Origin of the sequence: Pseudarthrobacter sp. PvP004, from assembly GCF_017876035.1 — a bacterium.
GTDB classification, from domain to species: Bacteria; Actinomycetota; Actinomycetes; order Actinomycetales; family Micrococcaceae; genus Arthrobacter; species Arthrobacter aurescens_A.
Genome location: NZ_JAGINL010000001.1, coordinates 3583148 through 3608387 on the forward strand (window position 1 = coordinate 3583148; position 25240 = coordinate 3608387).

The 25240-nt window shown below is 60.2% G+C and carries 23 protein-coding genes, 3 tRNA genes and 1 pseudogene; 12 read left to right on the forward strand and 15 right to left on the reverse strand.

Annotation, left to right across the window (positions count from 1 at the left end; translation table 11 throughout):
- Window positions 1–135 precede the first annotated feature (135 nt).
- From J3A64_RS16130 to J3A64_RS16155, 6 genes are read left to right on the forward strand one after another with little or no spacing between them, the layout of a single operon-like run.
- Window positions 136–1056 carry an ABC transporter substrate-binding protein gene (locus J3A64_RS16130; RefSeq protein WP_210064885.1) on the forward strand — a complete coding sequence of 307 codons (921 nt, stop codon included), beginning with the start codon at window positions 136–138 and terminating at the stop codon, window positions 1054–1056.
- A gap of 44 nt (window positions 1057–1100) precedes the next feature.
- On the forward strand, window positions 1101–1997 hold the full coding sequence (locus J3A64_RS16135; protein WP_043470208.1) for an amino acid ABC transporter permease: 897 nt from the start codon (window positions 1101–1103) through the stop codon (window positions 1995–1997).
- Window positions 1994–2761: an amino acid ABC transporter ATP-binding protein gene (locus tag J3A64_RS16140; RefSeq protein ID WP_210064887.1), complete on the forward strand. Its 768-nt coding sequence runs from the start codon at window positions 1994–1996 to the stop codon at window positions 2759–2761. The genes J3A64_RS16135 and J3A64_RS16140 overlap by 4 nt, the downstream gene beginning before the upstream one ends.
- 2 nt (window positions 2762–2763) lie before the next feature.
- Window positions 2764–3891 carry an N-methyl-L-tryptophan oxidase gene (solA, locus tag J3A64_RS16145; protein WP_210064889.1) on the forward strand — a complete coding sequence of 376 codons (1128 nt, stop codon included), beginning with the start codon at window positions 2764–2766 and terminating at the stop codon, window positions 3889–3891.
- Window positions 3892–3938: 47 nt separating this feature from the next.
- Window positions 3939–5393 (forward strand): NAD-dependent succinate-semialdehyde dehydrogenase, encoded by a 1455-nt coding sequence (locus tag J3A64_RS16150; RefSeq protein WP_210064891.1) that lies wholly within the window; start codon window positions 3939–3941, stop codon window positions 5391–5393.
- Window positions 5394–5448: 55 nt separating this feature from the next.
- A complete protein-coding gene (locus tag J3A64_RS16155; RefSeq protein WP_307807204.1) occupies window positions 5449–6087 on the forward strand; it encodes a GntR family transcriptional regulator in 639 nt (212 codons plus the stop codon).
- 323 nt (window positions 6088–6410) lie between these two features.
- Here J3A64_RS16155 and J3A64_RS16160 read toward each other — a convergent pair whose 3' ends face one another.
- On the reverse strand, window positions 6411–6758 hold the full coding sequence (locus tag J3A64_RS16160) for a cupin domain-containing protein (RefSeq protein ID WP_210064895.1): 348 nt from the start codon (window positions 6756–6758) through the stop codon (window positions 6411–6413).
- A 578-nt stretch (window positions 6759–7336) separates the two neighbouring features.
- Window positions 7337–8470 (reverse strand): annotated as a pseudogene (locus tag J3A64_RS16165) (IS3 family transposase).
- 312 nt (window positions 8471–8782) lie between these two features.
- Between J3A64_RS16165 and J3A64_RS16170 the strand changes: the two are divergent.
- From J3A64_RS16170 to J3A64_RS16180, 3 genes are read left to right on the forward strand one after another with little or no spacing between them, the layout of a single operon-like run.
- Window positions 8783–9109: a helix-turn-helix transcriptional regulator gene (locus tag J3A64_RS16170; protein ID WP_210064040.1), complete on the forward strand. Its 327-nt coding sequence runs from the start codon at window positions 8783–8785 to the stop codon at window positions 9107–9109.
- Window positions 9106–9939: a cation diffusion facilitator family transporter gene (locus J3A64_RS16175; protein WP_210064041.1), complete on the forward strand. Its 834-nt coding sequence runs from the start codon at window positions 9106–9108 to the stop codon at window positions 9937–9939. Before J3A64_RS16170 ends, J3A64_RS16175 begins: the two co-directional genes overlap by 4 nt.
- Window positions 9936–10604: a thioredoxin domain-containing protein gene (locus tag J3A64_RS16180; RefSeq protein ID WP_210064042.1), complete on the forward strand. Its 669-nt coding sequence runs from the start codon at window positions 9936–9938 to the stop codon at window positions 10602–10604. Before J3A64_RS16175 ends, J3A64_RS16180 begins: the two co-directional genes overlap by 4 nt.
- 23 nt (window positions 10605–10627) lie before the next feature.
- Here J3A64_RS16180 and J3A64_RS16185 read toward each other — a convergent pair whose 3' ends face one another.
- The 9 genes from J3A64_RS16185 to J3A64_RS16225 all read right to left on the reverse strand — a co-directional run bounded on the left by J3A64_RS16185 (window position 10628) and on the right by J3A64_RS16225 (window position 20572).
- On the reverse strand, window positions 10628–11695 hold the full coding sequence (locus J3A64_RS16185; RefSeq protein ID WP_286176232.1) for a recombinase XerD: 1068 nt from the start codon (window positions 11693–11695) through the stop codon (window positions 10628–10630).
- A gap of 436 nt (window positions 11696–12131) precedes the next feature.
- Window positions 12132–12470 (reverse strand): helix-turn-helix transcriptional regulator, encoded by a 339-nt coding sequence (locus tag J3A64_RS16190; protein ID WP_210064044.1) that lies wholly within the window; start codon window positions 12468–12470, stop codon window positions 12132–12134.
- Complete coding sequence (locus J3A64_RS16195; RefSeq protein WP_210064045.1) at window positions 12467–13561, reverse strand: tyrosine-type recombinase/integrase; 1095 nt, start codon at window positions 13559–13561, stop codon at window positions 12467–12469. Before J3A64_RS16195 ends, J3A64_RS16190 begins: the two co-directional genes overlap by 4 nt.
- 406 nt (window positions 13562–13967) lie before the next feature.
- Window positions 13968–14903, reverse strand: coding sequence for a YhcG family protein (locus J3A64_RS16200; RefSeq protein ID WP_286176364.1), 936 nt, complete (start codon window positions 14901–14903; stop codon window positions 13968–13970).
- Window positions 14833–15474 carry a relaxase domain-containing protein gene (locus J3A64_RS16205; protein WP_210064899.1) on the reverse strand — a complete coding sequence of 214 codons (642 nt, stop codon included), beginning with the start codon at window positions 15472–15474 and terminating at the stop codon, window positions 14833–14835. The genes J3A64_RS16200 and J3A64_RS16205 overlap by 71 nt, the downstream gene beginning before the upstream one ends.
- Before the next feature lie 1102 nt (window positions 15475–16576).
- Complete coding sequence (locus J3A64_RS16210) at window positions 16577–17365, reverse strand: hypothetical protein (protein ID WP_210064900.1); 789 nt, start codon at window positions 17363–17365, stop codon at window positions 16577–16579.
- A 333-nt stretch (window positions 17366–17698) separates the two neighbouring features.
- Entirely contained in the window at window positions 17699–18280 is a 582-nt protein-coding gene (locus tag J3A64_RS16215; RefSeq protein ID WP_210064902.1) for a hypothetical protein, read from the reverse strand.
- Window positions 18281–18614: 334 nt separating this feature from the next.
- On the reverse strand, window positions 18615–19193 hold the full coding sequence (locus J3A64_RS16220; RefSeq protein WP_210064905.1) for a recombinase family protein: 579 nt from the start codon (window positions 19191–19193) through the stop codon (window positions 18615–18617).
- Between the two features lie 524 nt (window positions 19194–19717).
- Window positions 19718–20572 (reverse strand): restriction endonuclease, encoded by an 855-nt coding sequence (locus J3A64_RS16225; protein WP_210064906.1) that lies wholly within the window; start codon window positions 20570–20572, stop codon window positions 19718–19720.
- A gap of 800 nt (window positions 20573–21372) precedes the next feature.
- Between J3A64_RS16225 and J3A64_RS16230 the strand changes: the two genes are divergently transcribed.
- Both J3A64_RS16230 and J3A64_RS16235 read left to right on the forward strand, forming a co-directional pair.
- Window positions 21373–21726 carry a YciI family protein gene (locus J3A64_RS16230; protein ID WP_210064908.1) on the forward strand — a complete coding sequence of 118 codons (354 nt, stop codon included), beginning with the start codon at window positions 21373–21375 and terminating at the stop codon, window positions 21724–21726.
- 615 nt (window positions 21727–22341) lie between these two features.
- The gene (locus J3A64_RS16235) at window positions 22342–22668 is read left to right on the forward strand and encodes a hypothetical protein (protein WP_307807232.1); all 327 of its coding nucleotides are present in this window, start codon (window positions 22342–22344) and stop codon (window positions 22666–22668) included.
- A 71-nt stretch (window positions 22669–22739) separates the two neighbouring features.
- Here J3A64_RS16235 and J3A64_RS16240 read toward each other — a convergent pair.
- The 3 genes from J3A64_RS16240 to J3A64_RS16250 all read right to left on the reverse strand — a co-directional run bounded on the left by J3A64_RS16240 (window position 22740) and on the right by J3A64_RS16250 (window position 23092).
- A tRNA-Phe gene (locus J3A64_RS16240) sits at window positions 22740–22815 on the reverse strand.
- A 46-nt stretch (window positions 22816–22861) separates the two neighbouring features.
- Window positions 22862–22935: transfer RNA gene (locus tag J3A64_RS16245), tRNA-Asp, on the reverse strand.
- Between the two features lie 84 nt (window positions 22936–23019).
- Window positions 23020–23092, reverse strand: a tRNA-Glu gene (locus J3A64_RS16250).
- A 247-nt stretch (window positions 23093–23339) separates the two neighbouring features.
- Between J3A64_RS16250 and J3A64_RS16255 the strand changes: the two genes are divergently transcribed.
- A complete protein-coding gene (locus tag J3A64_RS16255; protein WP_210064913.1) occupies window positions 23340–24281 on the forward strand; it encodes a DMT family transporter in 942 nt (313 codons plus the stop codon).
- 20 nt (window positions 24282–24301) lie between these two features.
- Here J3A64_RS16255 and J3A64_RS16260 read toward each other — a convergent pair whose 3' ends face one another.
- Window positions 24302–25225 carry a carbohydrate kinase gene (locus J3A64_RS16260; protein WP_210064914.1) on the reverse strand — a complete coding sequence of 308 codons (924 nt, stop codon included), beginning with the start codon at window positions 25223–25225 and terminating at the stop codon, window positions 24302–24304.
- Window positions 25226–25240 lie beyond the last annotated feature (15 nt).

A 25240-nucleotide genomic window follows, 5' to 3' on the forward strand; every position in this document is an offset into this window, starting at 1 on the left:
AAGTGTCTCCTTGCGTAGTACAGGCACCACACAACGACCATCATGTTTCACCAGGAATGACCTCCTGGAACTAATTTTGAATAGCCCACCGCTCCAGCGGAGTAACCCGGCTGAAGCCACTGGAAGGGAAATACCATGAAGATTCGAACCAAGGCGCAAACCGCAGCTGCCGGACTTGCCGTACTGCTGGCACTGAGCGCTTGTGGGGGCGCCGCCACCAGCGACTCGGCAGAGACCAGCAAGACTGCCAACACCACCGACATTTCCGAGGGCGTCCAGCCGGATTCAGCTGCTGTTGCCCTGTTGCCGCAGTCCATCAAGGACAAGGGCGAGCTCACGGTTGCCATGGACCTGCACTACCCTCCCACCACCTTCCTGGCCGAGGACAATACAACCCCGATCGGGCTCAACCCGGACATCGCCAGGCTCATTGCAAAGAAGCTTGACCTGAAGTTGAAGTTCGTGGACACGAAGTTCGACACGATTGTTCCCGGCCTCGATGGCGGCCGCTTCGATTTCACTGCCACCACCATGTCCAAAACTGAGGAACGCCTGAAGGTCCTGGACATGATCGACTACTTCAAAGCCGGCAACTCCGTGGCGGTGGCCGCCGGCAATCCACTTAAGCTCACCGTTGAGACCCTGTGCGGTAAGAACATCGCGGTGACGCAAGGATCAACCGGTCAGCTGAAGCGTCTCCCGGCCCTGAACGAGCAGACCTGCACCTCGAAAGGTCAGCCGGCCATCAACGCCGTCACTTTGCCCAACATCCAGGACGCCCTGACGCAGCTGCACTCCAAGCGCATCGACGGAATCCTGTATGACACAACTTCTCTTGGGTGGGCTGAGAAGCAGCAGCCGGGCTCCTTCACCATGCTGGGCAGGGTGAACGTCGGCTCCAGCGATCTGACGGCAATCGGCTTGAAGAAGGGCTCACCTCTGACGCCGGCCTTCCAGGCAGCGATCCAGTCCGTCCTTCAGACCCCGGAGTATAAGGAGTCCCTCGAGAACTGGGGCTTGGACTCGGGAGCCATCACCGACGCCAAGCTGAACTAGTGGGTGCCCCGATGAAGCAGGTGACTATGGAAAGAAGCAATGTGATGAGCGGGTTGGATTCGGCGTTGAAGCCGCGCCTGAAGCGGCGCAGCACGTTCGAGTACGTCTCCTGGGTGGTCTGCATCCTGGTCGGTGTCGGCGTCCTGAGTTCGGTCGCGACGAACCCGAACTTCAAATGGGACGTCGTAGCGAAATACTTCACCCACGAATCCATCCTCCGCGGACTCATGCTCACCATCTTCCTCACCGTAGCAAGCATGGCCCTGGGCACCCTCCTCGGACTGGGCCTGGCCATCATGCGGGCTTCGACCATCAAACCCATCGCCGCCCTCGCCGGGGTCTACATCACGATCTTCCGCGGCACCCCGGTCCTGGTCCAACTGATCTTCTGGTTCAACATCTCCGCCCTCTACCCGAACCTGAGCATCGGGATCCCCTTTACCGACATCGGCACCGCGATCGACACCAACGCCCTCATGGGACCCATCACCGCAGCCCTGATCGGCCTGACCCTGAACGAAGCGGCCTACATGGCCGAAATCATCCGCGGCGGATTCTCCTCAGTGGGCAAAGGCCAGATCGAAGCCGCCGATTCCCTGGGCATGTCCGGGGCCACGAAAATGCGCAAAGTCATCATCCCCCAAGCCATGCCCTCCATCATCCCCGCCACCGGCAACCAAGTCATCGGCATGTTCAAAGGCACCTCCCTGGTCTCCGTCCTCGGAGTCGCCGAACTACTCCAAAGCGCCCAACTCATCTACGCCCGCACCTACGAAACCATCCCTCTGCTCATCGTCGCCAGCCTCTGGTACCTCGTGATGACCATGCTCCTGAGCTACCCCCAATCAAAACTCGAACAAAAATACTCCCACACCTCCGCCCGGGTCCCCCGCAAAGCCCGCAAAGTGACACTCACCGCACCGGAAGGCATCGCACGATGAACGCTGACGGCACCATCCACGCCCAAAAAATCCGCAAATCCTTCGGACCCAAAACAGTCCTCAAAAACGTCGACCTCGACATCGCCAGCGGAGAAATCTGCTGCATCATCGGCCCCTCCGGCTCCGGAAAATCCACCCTCCTACGCTGCATCAACGGCCTCGAAACCATCGACTCCGGCATCCTCAAAGTCAACGGCGAAGACTTCGGCTACTACGAAACCGACACCGCCTACCACGCCCTCCCCCCCAAGAAACTGGCCCAACAACGCACCCGCGTCGGCATGGTCTTCCAATCGTTCAACCTCTTCCCCAACATGACCGCCCGTGACAACGTCATGGCAGGACCCGTCCTGGTCAAACACGCCGACAAAAAACAATCAGCCAAACACGCCCAGGAACTCCTCGCCAGCGTCGGCCTCGAAGCCTTCGGAGACTGTTACCCCGCCGAACTCTCCGGCGGCCAACAACAACGCGTCGCCATCGCCCGCTCACTGGCCATGAACCCCGAAATCATCCTCTTCGACGAACCCACCTCCGCCCTGGACCCCGAAAAAGTCGGCGAAGTCCTCAACGTCATGCAAGACCTCGCCAAAAAGGGCATGACCATGGTCGTCGTCACCCACGAAATGGGCTTCGCACGCGAAGTAGCCGACACCCTCATCTTCATGGACGACGGCAACGTCGTAGAACGCGGCGACGCCCGCGAAATCCTCACCAACCCCAAAGAACCCCGCACCCAAACCTTCCTCAAGCAGGTCCTCTAACCATGGACGGAAAACTCGCAATCATCGGTCTGGGCAGCATAGGCAGCATGGCCCTCTGGCAAGCCTCACACCTGACTGACTCCGTCGTTGGATTCGAAGCCTATTCCCCTGCCCACGCACGCAGCGCAGTGGGTGGCGACACCCGGCTCTTCCGCATGATCTACCGAGGCAACCCTGCTTACTACCCACTCCTGGAACGCTCCCGCGGGCTCTGGGCAGAACTCGAAGCGGAGACCGGACAAGACATCCTCACCCGTTGTGGGGGACTCTCCATTGGCAGCACCGGCGGCCATTACATCTCCCACTTGCTCGAAACCACACGATCCACTGGGGCCGAGCACCAGATCCTTAGCCGTGAGGAAATGGCCGGCCGCTACCCCCAACACAACCTCCGTGCCGACGATATCGCCGTCTACGACCCCAACGCCGGCGCCCTGCGAACCGATCGCGCCGTCGCCGCGGCCATCACCGCGGCGGAAACCAACGGTGCATCGGTCAAGACCAACACTCCGATTGACAGCATCACTGAAACTGACGACGGCGTCGTTATCACGTCCGGTGCAAACTCCTGGACCTTCGAACGAGTCATCGTTGCCTCGGGCGGCTGGTCACAACGCCTGATGCCTGCTCATCTCAAGGATGCGACCCAGACGCGGCGCGTCTTCCTGACATGGTTCCTCGCCAAGGAACCGGCAGAATTCGCACCTGAACGGTTCCCAATTTTCATCAGAATCTATTCGGACCGCTCGATGTACGGCGCCCCCGCCGTCGACGGTGCCACCGTCAAAGCCACGCTCGACGGTCGAGGCGCACCAACCCCCGCCGCCGATTCAGTACCCCGCGACCTCACCGACGCGGAAATCTCTGAAACCACGGAGACCGTTTCGGAATTTTTCCCAGGCTTGATTCCCAACATCGTCCGCTCAGATGCATACCCCGACCTCTTTACTGCAGATGGGCAACCGCTGATGGGCTTTCTTGACGAGTCCAGCAGGATCTACTACGCCACAGGATTCTCAGGCGCCGGCTTCAAAATGGCCACCGGTTACGGCGAAATCGCAGCCAACGAAGCTCTTGGCAAACGCTCCTTCGAAGGCCTGGATTTTCTCAGACCACAAAGGTTCATCTAGCACAAACAATCAATCAACTCTTTCCCTCCGATCATCGAAAGCCGCACATGAGTCCCTCCTTTGAGTCCACCAGTCTCCGAACCGAGCTGTTCATCGATGGCATGTGGCAGCAAGCCACCAACGGAGCTACGTTCCCCGTTGAAAACCCGGCCACGAACGAAATTATCGCCCACGTCGCCGACGGCGGCACCGAAGACGCCAACCGGGCCATAAGAGCCGCCGAACGAGCCCAAAAAGCTTGGGCGACATCTACGCCCCGCGAGCGAGCTGACATCCTCCGACGTGCCTTCGAACTTGTCATCGCTGGCACCGACCGCCTCGCCGCGATCATGACCGCGGAAATGGGCAAGCCCCTTACCGAGGCAAGGGGCGAAGTGGCCTACGGTGCCGAAATGCTCCGCTGGTTCTCCGAAGAAGCCATCCGCATCAGCGGAGACCACACCACCTCGGTAGACGGCAACAGCCGCATCATGATCACCAAGGAACCTGTCGGGCCCTGCGTCCTGGTCACCCCCTGGAACTTCCCGCTGGCTATGGGGGCCCGCAAAATTGCTCCCGCGATCGCAGCAGGGTGCACCATGGTCTTCAAGCCCGCTGAACTCACTCCCCTGACATCCCTGGCCCTGGTAGAGATCTTCAAGGAAGCAGGACTGCCCGACGGAGTCCTGAACGTTGTAACCACCTCCAAAGCCTCAAACGTCGTCGAAAACTGGACCAGCAGCGGCATCGCGCGCAAAATCAGCTTCACCGGCTCTACCGAAGTTGGCAAAATCCTGCTCCGCCAAGCCGCGGACAACGTCATGCGTTCGTCCATGGAACTCGGCGGAAACGCCCCCTTCATCGTTATGGCCGATGCTGACATCGAAAAAGCAGTCGAAGGGGCCATGAAAGCAAAAATGCGGAACATGGGCGAAGCCTGCACGGCCGCGAACCGCTTCTACGTGCACCGCTCCGTCATCGATGAATTCAGCGGAAAGTTCGCCAAGAAGATCTCCGAGCTCCGCGTCGGAAACGGCGCGCTCGAAGGCACCGACGTCGGACCGCTCATCGAACAAAAGGGCCTCGACAAAGTCCAAAGCCTCGTCACGGACGCCATCGAGAAAGGCGCACGCGTGCTAACCGGAGGAAGCAGCCCCGAAGGACCCGGCTACTTCTACACCCCGACGGTCCTGACGGACGTGCCCCTGAACGCAAATCTCATGCACACCGAGATTTTTGGTCCCGTTGCGGCCATCACCCCCTTCGACAGTGAAGACGAAGCTCTTCGTCTGGCCAACAACACCGAGTGGGGCCTCGTCGCGTACATTTTCACCGAGAACGTCAACACCGCCCTGCGCTTCAGTGCCGAACTCGAAGTCGGCATGGTTGGTATGAATACCGGCCTCGTATCCAACCCAGCCGCACCATTTGGTGGAATCAAGCAGTCCGGTCTCGGCCGCGAAGGCGGCAAGATCGGCATCGATGAATACCTCGAAATCAAATACACGGCCATTCAAACCTAGAACTGACCACTCTCAAACGGGGGTAAGTACAGTGGCACCGGAAAGACTCTTCACCGTGGAAGGAAGACCCACCGCCCAACTCATCGCGGACCACCTGCGCAACCAAATCGTTCAGGGCGTCTTCCTCCCGGGGGAACAGATCAAGGAATCCGTACTTGCGGCTCAACTGCACACCTCCAGAGGTCCGGTCAGAGAAGCTGTGCAACGTCTGTCCCAGGAAGGCATTCTCGTCAGCCGGAGAAATCGCGGAGTATTTGTGCTGGAATTATCGCCTCAGGACAACAAGGAAATCTACGCTGTACGCGAAGCGATGGAAATCACTGCGGCAGATGCTCTACTAGACGCAGACCCGGGACATCTTAGAGATACTTGTCGTGCACTGAGTCGAATCCTCAGGAGCATGGCCAAGCAAGTTACGGTTTCCCACTGGCACAACCTTGCACAGCTGGACATGGAATTCCACACCACCTTTGTGGCGGGCGCACGCAACAGCAGAATGTCCAGGATCTACGAAACGTTGGCCGCGGAGTCAACAATGTGCATCCTGGCCCTGGAGAATTCCTACCCACGACCAACCGATCTAGTCCACGAACATCAAACGATCTTGAATTTTCTCGAAGCCGGAAATAAACAAGATCTCCACCATGCAATACGGCGACATCTCGAAAAGGCAGTGCTAGATCTCGCGGTCTAAGAGGTGGTCAACGTCTGGCTTCCGGCTTCACAATATGAAGAAGGGCCGCATCCTATAGGATGCGGCCCTTCTTCACATTGTGAAGCCGAGCTAGGCCTAGGCGAGGCTGGCCACGCACTGCCCGACATACACTGACCATGGGTGAGCGCTCTTTGGAGTCGGCTCCACCCGAAAACTCATTTCACATCGATCGATCTTCACACAAGATTTGCGCTTGTTGATTCGGCCCGAACCACATGGTGTCCTTCGGCGCAGATGGCGGTGATCGTGTCGACCACGCTCCAGTGGCTAGCCCGTCATAGCCCAATCGTTCAAGGCGGCATCTAGTCGAAACCGTGGCAGAAGACCTTCCGAATGGTCTCGGTAACCTCCCAGCGGCCCGACCAGCCCTTGGGTTGCACGATCACGTCACCGCCAGTGACCTCAAAGCGCGTCCCGGTGGCGTGATCGGTGACGTTAACACGGCCGCTAACGATGTAGCACACTTCGGTATCTTCGCGAGGTGTCACATCCCAGCCGCCAGGCTGGCACTCCCAGACGCCTGTTTTGAATGCAGTGTCGAACTTCAGGATTGACGTTTTGGGGTCGCCCGAGTCGTAACCGGGACGATGGCCGTTGGGCTCGAGCTCCCCGAGGACTGTGTCCGCGGGGACGTGCACGTATGGATGCATTGAGTTCTCCTTCTGAGCTACTGTTCAATTGTCAACAAACATACAGTAGATGTTGAAGGTCGTCTAGGTGCTGCCTATTTTGCTGAAGAGATCGAAGCCCCCGAGGCTCCCTTGACCCAATGACGGCCCCGCCGCGGGAAAGACGGGCAGCCCCTGTTGTACAGGGACGCCGAAGCTCAGACAGCCACTCAGATTCGCGAACTTTGAGACGCTGCACTAGATGCATGTGCCCAAGGCAACGCTCCGTTACATCACCCAAGAAGGACACTTTCCCCGACATTCGACTCTCTATTTGGAAACGCTGGCCCACACTGATCAGACCACCATTCGGGTGGTGAGATGCACAAAAATAGATCGGCCTAATAAGGACGGCATCCGGAGCCTTATTTGGCCACGCTAACTAACCGAAAAATGCAGCGCTGCATATCTGTAAACGAGTCGCTCAGCGTGTGTTCGGGCCCGGGTGTGGATGCAGGAAGTGACTGCGTTCAGCAGTTCAGAGGCGCAGGGTCCTGGCGAGAGCCGATCACCGCCACACGCGAGTAAGGGACTGCCCCGGCTTTTGTTGACTCGGGGTCTTAGGCCGCTATGAGCGCGGTTCGGTTGATTGTTTCATATTCGATTGGCGTGAGTTTTCCCAGCCGTCTTTGCCGTCGCCGGCGGTAGGTCCGTTCGATCCAGGTCGTGATGGACAGCCGGAGTTCCTGTCTGGTGGTCCACCGCTGACGGTCGAGGACGTTCGTCTGTAGTAGTGAGAAGAAGGATTCCATCGCGGCGTTGTCCGCGCACGCGCCGACCCTGCCCATCGAGCCTGTGAGCCCGTGGTGCCGGAGCGATTCAACGAAGCGGCGGGACCTGAACTGGGACCCACGGTCCGAATGCACCACCGTCCCTGCCGGGCGGCGCGCCCGCACCGCGTTCTCCAGCGCGGCGACGGCAAGCGAGGACTTCATCCGTGAGTCCATCGAATAACCGACGATCTTCCCGGAATAGACGTCCTTCACCGCAGAGGTAGAGCTTCCCCTCTGCGGTGGGGTGTTCGGTGATGTCGGTCAGCCGCAGTTCGTTCGGCGCCGCGGCGGTGAAGCCCCGCTCCACCAGATCATCGTGGACCGGTGGTCCCGGCTTCCGGTTCAGGCCCCGTTTCTTGGAGAAAACGGACCAGATGCCGTGGTCCCGGCACAAGGGCTGGACCCTGTTCTCGCCGACCATGATGCCCTTCTCCGGGAGTTCGTCGGCGATGAACCGGTAACCGAACGCCGGATCGTCGGTATGGATGTCCCGGGCGGCATTGACCGCATCGACCCAGTCCCGTTCCGTCACCGGGCTGGCTCTCCACCGGTTATAGCCTTGCTTGCTGAACTTCAACACTCTGCAGGTCACCGCCACGGGAACACCGTCGGCGGCAAGATCCGTGACCAGCGGGTAGATCATTTTGGGTTGATGTCCCTTGCCAGATAGGCAGCAGCGCGGCGCAGGATCTCATTCTCCTGCTCCAGCAGGCGGTTGCGCTTCTTCAGCTCGCGCATCTCGGCAGACTCGCCCGTTGCCGGGCCGGCGCCAGAGTCCTTGCGTTCGGCGATGGCAACCCAGCGCTTCAACGTGGTGACCGAAAGCCCGAAGTCCTTCGCAATCTGCGCCAGCGGCGCCTCGCCCTTGCGGGCCACATCAATAACATCCTGGCGGAACTCCGCCCCATAAGCCGTGGGCATGGTCAACATCCTTCCACGAGCACAAGCCCGCTAGGTCAAGGAGTCAACAAAACCGGGGGCAGTCCCTAACGTGGGATCGTTGGTCTCGACGCCGGTGGCACTGTGGACGGCTCGTAGATACGATTGCGGGCCAAAAATACTGGCACCCCTGTGTATCAGGTTCGGGCGTATTCGAGGCCGGTGGAGACCTATGCCGTGGCTGTTGTGTGGGCGATGGATGCGGTGTTAGATGGGAGAATTTTCGGACTACGGTGTCACAGGGTTTGTTGGTACATCATTGTGTGAATACATTGATGGCTGTACTTTGGGTTTATGGAAATTCTCACCCACGCCCCGGTGCTGGCCCGGTTCGGCTACGCGGTCTCGGATCCAACGCGGGCCCAGGTTCTCCTGGCTCTCGCCGAGGCCCCGGCATACCCGTCCGATCTGGCGGACTCCATCAAGGTGTCCCGGCAGAGCATGTCCAACCACCTGACCTGCCTGCGCGGCTGTGGGCTGGTAGTCGCGGTCCCGGACGGACGTCGGACACGGTATGAACTCGCTGATGCCCGGCTAGGTCACGCCATCAAAGACCTGCTCGGTGTTGTCCTGGCAGTGGACCCTGCCTGCTGCGCACCGGACGGAGAATGCTTCGCATGACGGCCCTGGTAAATGCACCGACCTCGGATCGCCGTGCGGTCCTGGGCCGCAGGATCCGGCTCTTCGCCGCTGCGACCATTACTTATAACGTCATCGAGGCCGTCGTGGCCCTCTGGGCAGGAGGGGCCGCGGATTCGTCGGCGCTGATCGGCTTCGGACTGGACTCGGTCATCGAAGTATCCTCGGCTCTTGCCTTGTCCTGGCAATTCACTGCCAGGGACCCCGAGCCGCGGGAACATCTGACCTTGCGGATCATCGCCATTTCCTTCTTCGCGCTGGCTGCTTTCGTGGCCGTGGACGCTGTCCGCTCCCTGACCGGTGCGGGAGAAGCTCAGCACTCAACACCCGGCATCGTTATCGCCGCGTTGAGTTTGGCGATCATGCCGGTGCTGTCATGGGCTCAGCGCCGTGCAGGGCGGGAGCTCGGCTCCCGGACGGCCGTGGCGGATTCCAAGCAAACGTTGCTGTGCACATATCTGTCCGCCGTTCTCTTGGTCGGCTTGGTCCTGAACAGCACGCTGGGCTGGTGGTGGGCCGATGCGGTCACGGCACTGATTATCGCCGGTATCGCAGTCAGGGAAGGCATCAACGCCTGGAAGGGTGAGGCCTGCTGCGCCGTTCCGCACGCCGATCAGGGCCACGCCGACGAAGAACTTGATGAGTGCTGCGCGCCTACTGACAAGCCCCCGACCACGTCTGCTCCGGTAGTCATCGAACTGGCTCGGCCAGCTGGCGCTGAGCCGACGGGTTCCTGCTGTGCCGGGTGCGGGTCAGACGCCTCGAGCGAGGCGGTTGCCGTGGAGCTTGGATCAAAGCAGACGGATCGGTGAGCGCCGTCATTTCAGGCCGAAGGGTCCGCATCGCTATCTGGATCTTCTTGGCTGCAATCGTTGGTGCCGGGCTGATCTGGTACGCCGTGCTGGTCGCCAACAAGCCGGCTCCGGCCGCACCGGTCGTGGCCGCCGACGCCCAGCTCGTCAGGGAGGACAGCCATCGGGTCACGAGCCCGGTCACGGAGAAGGCGCAGCTGGTGGAGTTCCTGGACTTCGAATGCGAATCCTGCCGCGCTGCCGAACCACTGCTGGCGGAACTGAAAAAGGAATACGGGGATCGGATCACGTTCATCCATCGCTACTACCCCCTGCCCGGGCACCGGAATTCCGGCACGGCAGCAGTGGCCGTGGAAGCCGCCGCCCGACAGGGTAAATATGAAGAAATGGCCGCCAAGCTGTTTGAATCCCAGCCCCAATGGGGGGAACGGCAGGACTCCCAAGCGGTCCTGTTTAGGAACTACGCCCAGGAACTCGGATTGGACCCGGCAAAGTATGACAACGCGGTCCTTAACCAAGCAACGAAGGATCGCATCAACCGGGACGTCGCTGATGGGCGAGCTCTGGGGGTAACCGGAACGCCAACCTTCTTCCTGAACGGGAAAAAGCTGACTCTGAACACCGAGGCCCAGTTCCGGCAGTTGCTCGACGAAGCCATCCGTTAGAACTCACAGCAACGGCGTTTGAGTCAGGAGCGATCGGCGATGTAGCGGGACCAGGTGTCGCCGGCTGCTTCGGCGTGGCGGTGAGCGACTTGGTAGCTGTAGCCCAGGGCGTCGGCGATTATGGGCGGTGGTGAGGCGATGACGTGCTCGTCAAGCGCTGTGTTGCGTGCCCCGCGTAAGTTCAAGCCGAGGTCGAGAAGTCGCGCGGCGAGAGTATTGGGTCCCAAGTGGTGACCCGCCCGGCCGCCGGGAAAGAGCCATGGGCTTTGAGCGCTTGTTCCTGTTCCTAGGTTGGGCCGGGTTCGAAGGTGCTGCTTGAGGAGCTCTGCGAACGGCGGTGGGATCGGGAGGGGGTGCTTGCCAAGTGTGATCCGGAGTCTTCCGGTGGCCTCGTCGACGGTGACGGCGCTCGTTCGGATTGCTGCCACTTTCGTCAGGGGTTGGGCGTAGAGAAGGAGCAAAATTCCCGCGACTCTGTAGGGCAAGGAATCACTATTGCCTTCGAGGAATTCGCGTATCCAAAGGAGCCGTTGTTCGGGCGTTATGGTGGGTCGGTTCGTGCTGGTGGGGCGGGCAACGCGGACCTGCGTGTTTGTACCGGTCTTCTGAGCGAATGCGAGGAACGTTCGGATCAAACGCCGTGTAGTGGGACCTGAGGCCTGCCAGCTGTCTACGTCCTCTTGGGTGCAGTTGGCCGCCGTTCGTTCGTGGACCGCCCAGAGCCAGTTCAGGAACTTGATCGTCTCCTTGATCTCTTGTTTGGCCGAGTGCACCTGGCTGTGGAGGTTCCGCTCCGGCGATTCCATGGGGCGGATGCGTCGGAGGTGGTGCCATTTGGCGAACTGTTCAACCGGTCTGGCGACTTCCGCTGGCAGTTGCGGCAGCTCGTCCTGGATCCAGCGCTCGAAACGCGCCAGATAGAGGTCACGGTGCGGGAGGAGGCCGTGGTGGGTAAGTATCTCCCGTAAGTGGTCTGCTTCCCGGGCCGCTGTGTCCCGGTGACTGTCCAGACCCTCATGCGTCAGTGGGGTCTGGCCGCTGGCGATCGATTGCAGCAACGTCGCGACCCTGGCTGAACGTTTCCACGTCATGACGCTTTCGGGGCGGCTGGCCAAACACAGGACCTCCACGAGTCGTGACCCGGTTCCAGAATGATCCGGATCGCTGGTCAGCAGGTCGTTGAGGTCATCTTCGAGGGCGCAACGCGCGCAGAATCCTTTGCGGTAAAACTCGCCTTCCTGGCGGCAACGGGAACACTGGAAATCCTGATTGATGCCAGCGCATGGGGCGCACCGAGGGTCTCCGCTATCCGAAACGGGTGGTCCGGGCAACAGCCTGTGATGACCGCAGCCTGTGCAGGTGCCGTGAGTTCGGGTCGCCGTCGTGAAGCAAGGGCCGCAGATTCGCCCCTCGGGCCAGCTTGCCCTGGTTCGGCGGACGCCTCGGCCGCATCGGGCACAGGTGATGGATCCTTTCGTGCGCGGCCGGCCGCGCACGATGTTGCGCGGGGTGAGGCCCGCGGGCTTATCAGCCGTCATTGTTGATGACGCGTGCCCGACGCGGGCGGACCGTCCGGTTGAGGTCGACCACCTTCGGGGAGTTCGTCGTGCCGGATCTACGGGCGCGGACGTCTGCGGCCGTCACGGTGATCAGGTCCTCCGGGCCGCAGGAGAAGATGTCGCAGATCGCCGCGATGACCTGCAGTGAGACCCGCTCCGGTCGTTGATTGACCAGGCGATAGACTTGGGGCCGGGACAGCTCGATTCCGCGTTCTGCCAGCAAGGGGATCAGCCCCGTGGTGTTGTGCAGTCCCCGGGCGGCCATTAACTCCGCAAGCCGCCACGTGTACTCAACCTGGCGTTTCACCGGCCAGCCTCCAAAGCGTCGGCAACAGTACGGTCCAGGGCCGCCTGCAGGGTCCGGATCCTGAAGTCATCGCTGACGAACTGATAGATACCCGTGGTGGACGCATACTCGTGACCCATTTGATCTTGCACAAACCTAGAATGCCATCCATCCTCGGCCAAGTGGGTTGCGTACGACCGCCGCAATGAATGCAAGTCCAGCCCATCCGAAGCTATGCCCAACTCATCCAAATACCGGCGGAGCCTTCGCAGGAGAGTCGACTCGACAATCAAACCACCGCGTTCGCTGGGAAAGAGGTCCAGCGTCTGAAGCGTCCCGCGGCCATTGGCCAGCCAGTCTTCAAGAATGTCCGGCGTCCACTCGAAGACTGTGAGCACGCTACGGGACTTCGGTGGCGAGCCTTTCCGGGCTTTGCCGAACCGCACTTTGCAAACGCCTACCTTCCTGAACCGGCGTATATGCGGGTTGATGCTGAAATCGACCGTTTGCAAATGACGAAGCTCGTTGAACCTCAGCCCATAGGAGTAGGCGATCTTCAGCATGACGGAATCACGGTAAGCAGCCTTCCAGCCTTTTCGTCCGGAGGCCTGGATGATCTCGACTTGGTCGTCCGCGTAGTCGAAGAGTCTTTGCAGCTCGTCCTTGGTGAAGGGCCGTTTCGATGGCCTGCCCTCGAACTCCTCGGCATGCGTGGCCGTGTTCCAGTCGAAGAAGACCTGGGCCGGGTGGGTACCAAACCGTCGCTCGCAAACAACGTCCCAACCGTAATCAGGATTGGCGACGTAAGAGTTGAATTGCCGCAGGGCAGACTGCTGACCACGCAGCGTTGAGTGAGCCAACTTCCGGATCGAACGCAGGTCCCCGAAGTACTCCTCAACATGGGCTGGTGACCAACGCCAGGGGAACTCGTTGACGTGTTCCATGAACCGCTGAACAAAGCGGATCCGTTGATCGATCGTGCCGAACTGAAGATTCCGCGACAACTGCTGATTGCGCCATCCACTGAGCATTTCCTCGAACGTCTGCTGCTCCGGATGCAGCAGAGGTAAGGACTCCACAAGGTGAACACGGCCCGATCCATCGACACCCACACAACCTCCCAAGTGAACTTCAAATCCTGAATCAATGATTCATTAAACGCATCATCAGGACAAACGTGCAGGTCAGAGGTCCCTTTACTGCTCAAGTCGGGTCAAGGGCTCACCCCAAGTGCGGACGGGGAAGGTCCGCAGACGGCACCGAACGCGCAAGAAATGCGGCGCGAATCGAGGGAATTAACCAGGCTCCTTTGATCGAGCCACGAATCGCGCGATTGATTCATCTGATGAGATACGCAGAGGAAAGCACGACATATGGGTGCTTATCGGCGTGAGGCAACTCGACGGCTTCCCGCGATGCTTCGCAGCATAGAGCACCTACGGCTGATTCTCACGGTGGTTCGCCACCGGGCTCTTCCCGCTGTGTAGTCGTTCCATCCGCACTCCGGAGGTGCAGTAATCAGGCTTCGACTGCGTCGGCGGGGTCGTGTTCGAGAGCGGCGGTGATTGCGGCCGGGGAAGGTAGGGTTTCCTTTTCGTCGGCCGGCAGGGCTTCGTAGGTGTACGACGTGACCGTGAGCGGCTGGGCGGAGCCGTCGAGTGCGTATCGGACGGTTCGCTCGTTCCGCGACCCGCAGACAAGGATGCCATCGGTAGGCGCCTGTCTCGGTAGGCGCAGCATGTCGTTGACCGCTGCGACGTAGAAGTTCAGCTGCCCCAGGTGTTCAGGCTTGAACTTCCCTGCTTTAAGTTCAACCACAACGTAACGGTCTGAAGGCACGTGATACAGCAGAAGATCGATGAAGAAGTCATCTCCGTCAACGTCGAGTGGATACTGCCGGCCGACGAAAGCGAAGCCTGGGCCAAACTCGGCCAGGGTTTGAGCCATCCGCAGGGTCATGGCCTCTTCGATGGCGTGTTCTTGGGCTTCTTCGGTAAGGCCCAGAAAATCCAGCACGAGGGGGTCCTTGGCCACAGCCTGTGCCAGATCGGTTCCTTCGCCCGGGAGGCGAGCTTCCAGGTTATTCGGTGCTGCCCCGGTTCGGGTGTGAAGGCCGGTGAGGATCTGGTGTTCAAGAGCGGCGACCGACCAGCCGTGCTGGGCCGCCCTGGCTGCGTACCAGCGGCGCAGTTCGTGGTCCTTGAGCTTATTCAGGAGCGTTACGTTATGGCTCCAGCTCAATTGTCCAGACGGTGTCTGGACAATTGGTTCCGGCCCGTTCCACGCGGCCGCGAACGCGCGCATGTTGTAGACGTTCGTCCGGGAGAATCCCCGCATGTGCGGAAACTCCGCCCTCAAGTCACGTGCGAGCCTGTCCAGGACCTTACTGCCCCAGGATTCGTTCGCTTGCCTTTCCAGGATCGTCCGTCCGATGTTCCAATACAGCTCGATCATCGCGCTGTTGACCACCTGCTGGGCCCTGAGTTGTGCCTCCCGCACCTGGCCTTTGAGGGTCGTGAGGGCGGCTGCATAATCTTCGGGTAGGTCCGATCAGCTGCTTCTTATTCGGTGCGTAGCCGTGCTTTTCAATGAACTCTTTCGTCAGTTCATCAATCACGGGCTTGATGCCTTCCCGCCGTGACGAGGCAGCTTCAATGGCTGCAACATTGACGCCGGCGATCTCAATGACCGGACGGTCACCGTTGACCTTGCGTTCGGTCAGACCAACACCCAGGCGGGCGCAGATCTTCTCCATGACCACGGAGAACAACCCAGCCACATGTAAGGCAAAAAGAGGCTTTTGCAGTCGACCGCGGAGCGGACGCCCGTTGTGATCTTGGTCCTCTAGGCTGGGGCCATGGACAAGAGGAAAACCGCGCTGATTCGGGCGCTTTTGGGGACTGGCTTCCTTGTGTTTGGCATCTACAGCGCAGCGACCACCAGCGGCGTTTGGTACCTCATCGTCGCCGCCCTGCTCCTGATCATCGGCGGCCTCGGAGCAGATCGCGGGATGGTCGAAGTACATCTAGGGACAAGTTACAGGGGGTAAAGATGAAGATGAAATGGTTGCTTTCCACCGTTCTTCTGCTCATATGCATCGCTATCGCAGTATGGATTCTGTCAGGATCAACGGACATTTGGCCTGCCTTGATAGTGGTCGTCGGAGTGGTGGTTGCCGCAAATTTCGCTGTCCAATGGGGTGGTTCGAAGGCACGGGACAACCAGCAAGCGATGAACGATTTACTCTCGCGCAACAGGTCAAAGCCCCCCACCCCAAATGATGAGTAGACGTCTTCCTACCAATACTTGTCTTTCTGGCTGTCGGAATTGTAAACCGCAGTATGCCCATGAACTTGGGCTGCCATCGGGCTCGTCGACGCGCCCAGGATCCGTGCAAGAGCGGAGAAGCAACCGCCTGCGCGGGCCGTAGCGGCGCAGGGCATAGCGGTTGTGGGCGGGACTGAAGATTCTTGACGGCTTAGGAGGCTCTCTTCATTTTGACCAACCGAAGTAAAAAGATCCTTTTGGGTGTCGGGAGTGCCGTCTTAATCGCAGTCCTCGTGGGTGTAGTAGCCGGTTGGGAATGGGCCCTCGGCACGATCGTTGCTTCAGGAACAGGTTTGGGGACATGGATCGGGGTCCGTGCCGGAAATAAGAGCGCACGGAAACTGATAAGTATCGCGAGGAGTGGTTGGGAAAGAGGAGGGGTTCCGGACCTGACGAGAGTCAGCAGTCGACAAAGGAGTAAGAATGAGGGGACTGCATTAGCAGCCCGGGGTCTTAACCGACACGTGCCCAACCATTCCTGCCCTGCTACAGGCCGACGCAGTTCGCGCGCGATCGTTCCACTTCCTTAGAAGTGGGACACCATTAGCGGGACACTCCCCCGTCAGTCAGGAGACGCGAGAATGTGAATGTTGGCGATAAATGGCGCTGTTCTTGCACCGCTCCGTGTCGCCTCGAATCACTCACCCAGGGCTAGTGCGGGGCCAGCAGGCAACCTCCTCCGGCGCCCGCTCGAACTCGCCTCGAAACCCCAGCTTTTCGAGACACAGAGGCTATGAGACACCCCGGTGAGTTCAGAGAAGGAGTCGGAGACCGCGGGCGGGATCGCCTATCGGAGCTGGTCACTTGAAGGACCTGAACACGATCGAGTCGAAAACGGCGCGCGCCTCTCTCATCAGCTCCGGATTGATCGATTCGTCGATATAGCCCACCGCAACAACAGCCCGCCGGCCCTCCAAGTCGACCACCCGGTAGGTCTCGTGTTCATTCTGAGTCGAGTACCAGTGTGTGCAGTGGTACATCATTTCTGAGTGGATGCAGAACTTGCCGCTGTCGCAGGCCGGGATGTCCACGTCGCCCTCGACGGAGTGGTCGAACTCGAAGCCGGTGTAATCGCCCACCATGATCTTGACAGGAGGAGTGCTTGCCGTTGACGATTGCGCCGCCATAGCCCTAGTGAAGGCCCAGTCCGCAGGACCGACATCGGCAAGGGCGCCCCTCCAGTTGCATGCGTCCATCGACACATAGAACGCGGACCCAAGGGTCAGGTGGACGGCCCATTCGGCCGGGTGATCCGGGTCATCCTTGCCCAGGCTGTTGCCGTCGAGAGCAGACCAGCCGCCTGGAACGGTGATCTCGAAAGGCTCCTTGTAGCCGTCGACGGGGACTAGATATGTGCCGGCGTCGATATCGCCACTCTTCGGCAGCGGCGGGACCGTGCGAGGGTCGCGGCTCTCAGGCAGCGGTGGGACCGTGCGAGCCTCCGTCATCGGAGAACTGGCAGACGGCAGGGATGCGTCGTCGGACTCATACTCGCACCCGCCGAGACATCCAATCAGTGCGATAGTCAGCAAGGGTAAGAGATGCCGTGACCGCTGAGCGGACTTCTCGATGGGTGTCATAGAACTCATTGATCCACCAGGCCACTACAAGCTACTGTGAGGCCCCGCAGCCGGGTGGCCTCGCAGGCGGTCCGAGATGGGATGCCGTCGCCCCAGTCTCCTCCGGTAGAGAACCCGTGACAATGAGAGTTGGATGGAAATGAGTTTCGACTCATGCAACCCCCGCAATGACAGGAGCGCCCTGAAGCAGCGGCGAGGAAACGCCAAAATTGCGGCAGCTTTCACCGCCCGAGTCTAACCAGCCAATGAGACCTGGCGGTAGCTCACGTCTCGTAACCCTTGGGGTACGAGACGTAGGGGATCATCCCTCGCGAGGCGTGATATCCGAGGTTTTTCTTGGGCTCACAGGTCGTCGGGGAGCTTCAAGAGGTCCACAAGCTCCGCTTTGTAGGCCGCTTTGGGTGCGTTGAGGAATGTCCTCTTCGTCTCCTCTTCAGGGCTTAATGGGAGGTACCTCCAGGTGGCTCTCCACCGGGCCATCCCAACCGCATCTGTATATTCAAGAGTGCCTCTGACAAGGTGTTTATGGATGTCTCCAAGCTCCACAGAGGCTGGAAGACCCAACGGCACCACCAGCCGTACCGCTGAGCGGTTGAAGGGATCCCCTGCTTCCGGGGTGATTTCAGGAAAGCTCGCTTTTACGGGAGGCCGGCCGTCAGCGAAATGCCATTCCGCGTCGATGTCCTTTGCCGGTCGGTCTGAGGTTATTTGCAGATCCCAGTGCGTAAAACCTTCCATGGGCCGAAACCACCACACAGCGACCTTCGGCTTACCTTGGAAAGCGAGGCCGAAGTGAGCCGCCCTTGATGCCCGCTGCGCCGTGTCCTGGGCCGCCTCCGCCCGCGCCGCGGCCTCGGTGCTGGCGTCCGCTTTTTGTATAGCCACCACAGCGCTAACCAATCCTGCAGCAACGGGTACAGTCACAGCGAACGTCAGGGAAGGCACAGCAAGAGGTAGCCCCGCAACGACCAAAAACACCAGTCCAAGCAGGACCCGGAATGTTACCTGCCGGCGCTTGCGCCGCGTCTCTGGGGTGCTCGCCGCTCTCGTCACGATTGAAGCTAACCACAGCAACCGTCGCGGCGTCCTATTTCCTTAGAACCGAGATCCCTGTGGATTTGATCGCCATATGGTGGCGATTTGCCGTGCCATCCGCAGCCCGACCTCCGCGTCATATTTACGTCCCGGATGTTGTCCCAAATCCTCTGCCGTGGACAGCAGTAACAAAGACAACTTCCGGGACAGTTACCTCTGTGGATCAGGAGTCCATGCCGAGGTATCGATAGACGGTGGCTCGGCTGGCCCCGATGATTTTTCCGATGTCCGTCGGCTTGAGACCGCGAGCTTTCAGTTCATGTACCCGCTTGACCTTCTCGTGCTCCGTCGTGATTTCCCGGCGGCCTGCTTTGCGTCCGTTAGCAGCTGCAGCCGCCATGCCGGCCTTGGTGCGCTCGGAAAGCTGGTCTCGTTCAAGCTGTGCGAACGCAGAAATGATGGTGACCATCGCCTGGGCCATCGCTCCCCCGACCTCGCTGGCCGGGTCAGTGGCGATTCCATCCCTTAGGGAACGGAATTTGATGCCTCGGGATTTGAAGTCATCCAAGAGCTCGAGCAGGTGGCGGGTGTTGCGTCCCAACCGGTCCAGCTTCCACACGATGACTTCATCCCCTGCGCCGAGACGGTCCAACATCCGGTCCAGCTCCGGACGACTTACCCGCATCCCGCTAATCCCCTGGTCTTTGTAGATTCGGTCGCACCCGGCTGCTTCCAGTTCCCGGATCTGCAAATCGGTGTTTTGGTCCGCCAGGCTGACGCGGGCGTATCCAAGGCGTGCCATCACTTCTCCGTCTTGTTAAAGGCCAGAATGATGTTGAGAATACCTTAGTGAGACACATTGTTGGGACAAGCGACGTGCTGGAAATACGCCAGCCCGAATCCTCAACCAGACCCAGCTCTGGGGTTCCCATCAAAGGATCCATTGATGAGATGAGCGCAGGGAGTCGAGGAGTTGCTGTTATCCCCCCGTCATCGTGCATTTCATCGTGCGGTGTTGCGTACATGCCGGGGCCGAGATTCGGCGGGGTCCCAGACGGTCCCCTCATCCATGCACGATGAGGGACCGGCTTACGGGCGCACCCGGGCAGCTCCATGCATGTCGCATTGGACGCAGAGCTCCAATTCGCTGACACCTCTGATAGAGCTACTCCAGATAGAAATCTCGCTGGTTGCAGGGAAGATTCGATGGGTCACTTCGCTAATTGGCTCTTGATGAGTACTGACGTCGCTATTGCCATGGGGCGCCGTCGATCTGGCGCAAGCGTCCTAATAATCAGCTGTGATTACTCGCTCCGAACCAAGTGCCTAGCTGTCGAGCATGTGCCACTCGTCACCGAGAACCCAACGCAGCGCAGAAATCCGGCCCGACAGGTAACCCCAGGCCCAGTCCGACTCCACGTCCTTCGCCAACTCTTCGACGCCGTATTGCTCCTCCACCCGGCGCTTAGCTGCGAGCATTCCGGCCTTAATGTCGTCGGCCCAGTCGTAGAGATGTACGTCCTCATCCGCGGGCTTTCTGCCGTACCAGAGCCGATCCATGAACTCCGACTCGGCTATAAGGATTTCGGACACCCGCCGCAGCGTGCTTGTGCCAACATCGTGGCGGAAGGCCAGGTCCAGATTCTTCTCAACGAGCCTGAGGAGTTGCGGCTTCTCCCAGACACGGATCCGGAAGGGCGGCCGGTTGGTCCGCTGATAGTCCGCAATCCAGTCCTTCGCCCCGTTGGTGAGGTATCCGGAAGCGATGAAGAGCACGACTGCGGGACGCTCGGCCATGGCCCAACCGAGAGTGCCCTGGAGAGCGTCGGGTGGCACTCCACGCTTATAGTGCTTGCAGTCAACGAACCAGGTTTCCTCGTACTCGTGGCCATCGATGTCTTTTAGCGGCTTCCGGGCAACAATGTCCCGGCCACGATCGGAGGGTGAAGCCGCTAGGGGGGTGCCCTTTCGCCAGTCCACGTTAGAGAAACCGCTCTCGGCCATGAGGTCGAAGCTGAACTTCTCGAAATCCGTGGGAGATAGTCCATCAAAGTCGAGAGAGCCGAGAGCGAAGTCGTCGTCTGAATCGGCGAGTTCCACCGTCTGATTGTCTGACTTTTCCTCGTCCGGCTCGCCTATGGATGCCTGCTCGTTCGCTTGATTGTCAGCCTCCATTGTCATCCTCCGAGTATACGAAGGGGACAGTGGGACCCACCTGCCAGAGGATCGATTCCTTCACACTTCCCGCCCAGGGATCGGCTTACGTACGGAGGCGTCCGTTCACGGAAGCTGTTCAAAGCCAAGGGGACACGATTGTGAGCTCCCCGCTGCTCAAGAGCGGGGCCAGGCAGTCTGCAACGCGGATAGCATCCGCCTCAGATGCTCCTGCTTTCAGCCGGAATCCCAGGCTGGAGGACGGCATGTCCGCGCTTTGCACGGCTGATTCCACGCTGGGATCATCTTCGCACCCGGCTAACGACGAATAAACAGGGAAGCTTACGCCTACGCCCCATCGGTCATCGGCAGAAGCAGTACGCGGGTAATCCGTTGGTTGGGGGGGTGCAGCGCAGGCCGCCAACAGCATGACGAGGACCGGCGCCAAAGCCCGTTTCCGCAATGCTTCCCCCTAAACCTGTTGTTCCCGCGTCGATCATGGCATTTCACGGTCTTTGTGGAAAGGCATCGCCAGCATCATCCACGGAACGACACGGTGGGGCGCCCGATAGAGGATCCTTCATCGAACACGCTTCCACTAGTCGTTTAGCTGCGTTCGCGATGCACCAGTCACTCGCCATAATTTCTCCGCTTCAAGGTATGGTTTGCCGGCTATCGACTTGATAGCCTCGGAGCCGAGCGTCGACGCAGCAACCCAAATGGAGGGCGTCCCTCCACTATCGACGGGTGGATAGACGTACTTCCGGTCGCATCCCTTCACTGAGACAGGAAGTGACAACCCCGGGCTATCAGCCTGAAAGGAACGCATGCCTGAATTCGCAGTCCTCATCTACGCAAACGACTCGAGGCATGCACCTGATGCAACGAAAGAGGACCTCAAGGAATGCGACGAGCACTTCGACGCCCTAGTCGCCAGCGGTCGCATGCACATCGCGTATGCGCTCACGCCGAGTGATCATGCGCGCACTGTCCGAGCGGCCGGCACTGCTCACGGCCCTTACGATGCGGCTGGTCAAGTGGTAGCCGGGTTCTACATCCTGAAGGCGACGGATATCGACGAAGCGATGGACTTGGCTAGCAAAGATCCTTCCATCCTCACAGGCGGTGGGGTGGAGATCCGTCCTGTGCACAGTGGTGGTGTCGTCAACCGAACCGAATAAACACGGTCGAAATCAAAGCGTGCAACACTGCAAGCTAAGCAGTCCGCTTACGGGCATCCATCCGCAGGACACAGATCTCGCTCTGTCTCGGAAGCCCCTCCCCCCGCTTTGCTGAGACACATCACGGCGAGGCGACTAGATGAGACTCCTCCTGCGCGTTAGGTCCCGCCGTTTTGGAACTCTGACGGCCGCGCTCATGTCGAAAGCGCTGAGGAAGGCTGTCTCGTGAAGTATTACCTTTCCAAGACATGCGAATGTCACTGCACTGCGCGCAAAGCCTTGGTCACCGTCATGAAATAGTCCGTAGACAGTCTCGTGGAATTGCCGGCGAATGCCTCGGGTATGGTCCAGAGAGACCGTCACAACATTCTTGGAGGAAGAGCCATTAGTCAGCCACCCAACCACGTAACCGCGCCACCTGGCTGGTACGCGGACCCAGCAGGAACGATGAGGCTTCAATGGTGGGACGGTGCCGCATGGACAGGACAATTCGCCGACGTGCCGGCAGAAGGATCGAAAGGTAGGCCCCTCCTGCCGCCAAGAACGCCCACATCTACACCCTTTCTGTGGGCGCTGCTGGGGCTATCTGCCCAGTTTCTCATTTTGGACATCGTGGTGAAGTCCCTTCATGGCTACGCCATCGGACCCGACGGGGCCCAGCTCGCTGATCCCGATCTCGAACTTAGCCTTGGTGATCTCATCGTTGGCGGTGTCGCATGGCCCACGTGTGCGGCCAATGTCGTGATGGCCTACCTGGACTGGCGCAGACTCAAACGCCTCGGCGTCGTGCGCCCCTTCCACTGGGCCTGGGGGTTTCTCCCAACCATCTACGCCATCGGGCGGACCGTGGTCGTCCGAAAAGTAGTACCCGGCAGTTCCATCGCGCCGATCATGATCGCCGTTGGCCTGAGCATAGTAAGCGTGGCCACCAACTACAGCTGAGCCCCGGGACCTGCCGTGCCAGCCGCGTTAAAGAAGAAAAGCATCAGTTCCGAAGAACTGATGCTTCCCAGTGGTGGCTCCGACCGGCGTCGATCCGGTGACCTTTCGATTTTCAGTCGAACGCTCTACCAACTGAGCTACAGAGCCTAGGTGACATGTCACCTTGAGAACCGAATTTCTTCGGCGCTCAGAGCGACCCTGACGGGACTTGAACCCGCGACCTCCGCCGTGACAGGGCGGCGCGCTAACCAACTGCGCTACAGGGCCTTGCGTTTGCAGTATCTCTACCGCGTTTTTTTCAAGGCTTCTAGCTTACCAGACTTTTTTCATCCGATTTACCACTTCCTTGCGTACCCCCAACGGGATTCGAACCCGTGCCGCCGCCGTGAAAGGGCGGTGTCCTAGGCCGCTAGACGATGGGGGCCTGAACTCAATTCGGATTTCGCAAGGAAAAGCGACGCTTTACGCGTTCTTTCCGTGTCTCGCTCGTCCGAACTGGACTCTAAAACTTTAGAGCATAGATAGCGATATTCCCAAATCGAGGTTTGAACAGTGTCCCGGACCACAGATCAGGGCCCCTCGAGGGTGCCAGCGGAACATTGGCAGGATCTTGCCCTGACGCGTCCGAAAACCGCCAGCCGCTCCCGGCCTCCCGCGGATAGATTTGGCTCATGACAACCACCACCCCGGCCGAACCCGGTCAGCCTTCCCCGGACCTGCCCCCGCGCACCACCCCCGCGCCGGGAGCAACCATCAGCAAACTCGGCATCGCGGCCGTCATCATCACGGTGGTCCTATGGGCATCAGCCTTCGTGGGCATCCGCGCCGTCGGCCCCAGCTTCTCCCCCGGTTCCTTGACGCTCGGACGGTTGGCGGTTGCCGCCGTCGTGCTTGGAATCGTGGTGCTGCCGACGCTGAAGGTCTGGCCGAGCGGCCGCGAGTGGTTGCCTATCGTGGCATACGGGGTGATGTGGTTCGGCGGCTACAACGTTGCGCTGAACGCCGCGGAGCACATGCTCGACGCCGGCACCAGCGCCATGCTCATCAACGTCTCGCCCATCCTCATCGCCATCCTTGCCGGTGTCTTCCTCAAGGAGGGCTTCCCACGCTGGCTTCTGATCGGCAGCGGAGTCGCGTTCTGCGGCGTCGCGATGATCGCTTTGGGTTCCGGACAGCGTTCGACGGCGGACGTGGCCGGTGTGCTGTTGTGCTTGCTTGCCGCTGTACTCGCCTCGGTGAGCGCAATCCTACAGAAACCAGTGCTCCGGAAATTCACGGCAGGCCAAGCGACATGGTTCGGCATCATGGTGGGCGCGATCTGCTGCCTGCCGTGGACCGGTCAGCTCATCTCCGAGGTCCAAGCGGCGCCGCTCCCCGCCACGCTCGGCCTGGTCTACTTGGGGATCTTCCCGACGGCCATCGCATTCACTACGTGGGCCTACGCGCTATCCCTGATCTCGGCCGGAAAACTGGCGGCCACCACATACCTGGTTCCAGGGACCACCATTCTGATTAGCTGGGCGGTGCTTCAGGAAGTACCAACCGTTTGGGGGCTGATCGGCGGCGTCATCTGCCTGGTCGGCGTCGGGTTGACCCGCCGCCGGAGCCGCTAACGGGCTCCCTAGCAGAGCCCCTAGCGGGCCATGCCCACCAGGAGTTCGCGGTGGGTAGGCGGGTTGGCGCCCGAGCGGCCGACAGCAATGGAAGCGGCCATGGATGCGATGGTGCCGATCCGTTCCAACACTGTGGGCGCCATGCCGTCGCTGCCACGTAACAGCAGGCCCATGATGAGGGCTGCCGTGAAGGAATCACCCGCGCCGATGGTGTCGGCTACGGTAGCCGGGACGGCCGGGACGTTGATGTGAATATCCCGGGTTGCCATGAGCGCCCCCCTGACACCTTGAGTCACCACAGCAAGCCCGGTTCCCAGGGCCAGGAGGTGGTTCGCGGTCTCCTCCAACGACTTGCCGGGGTACAGCCAGCGGGCGTCCGAGCCGCTCATTTTTACGACGTCGGTCAGCGGCACAATCTCTTCGAACAGGGACAGAGCCTCGTGGTGGCTTCCCAGGAGATCGGGACGGATATTGGGGTCGTACGTGACCATGCATCCGCCCTGCGCCTGCTCAAGCAAACTGCGCACAACACTTGCGCCGGGCTCCAGGAAGGTGGCAATGGAACCGGTGTGCAGGATCCTCGGAGCGTACGGCAGGGCAAGTGGAGCCAATGCCCAGTCAATGTCGAAGGTGTAGTCGGCCGACCCGTCGGCAGTTATCCGGGCGGTCGCCGTCGCGGTCTTGCCCGCTGACATGGATCCGGGTAGCAGCACCACGCCTGCGCGCTGCAGGTGCGCGGCGATGGCATCGCCCCGCTCGTCGCGGCCGATCGCCGTCAGCAGGCCCGTTTTCACGTCCAACAAGCCCAGGCCGTAGGCGACGTTGGCCGGCGATCCGCCGGGGAACTCCTTTTGCCCGTCCGCCGACTGGACGATGTCGATCAATGCCTCACCCACCACAACGACGTCGAGGGGTTCAGGTGCGAGGGAAGCGGTGCCGGTCATGCGGTTCCTGTGTCT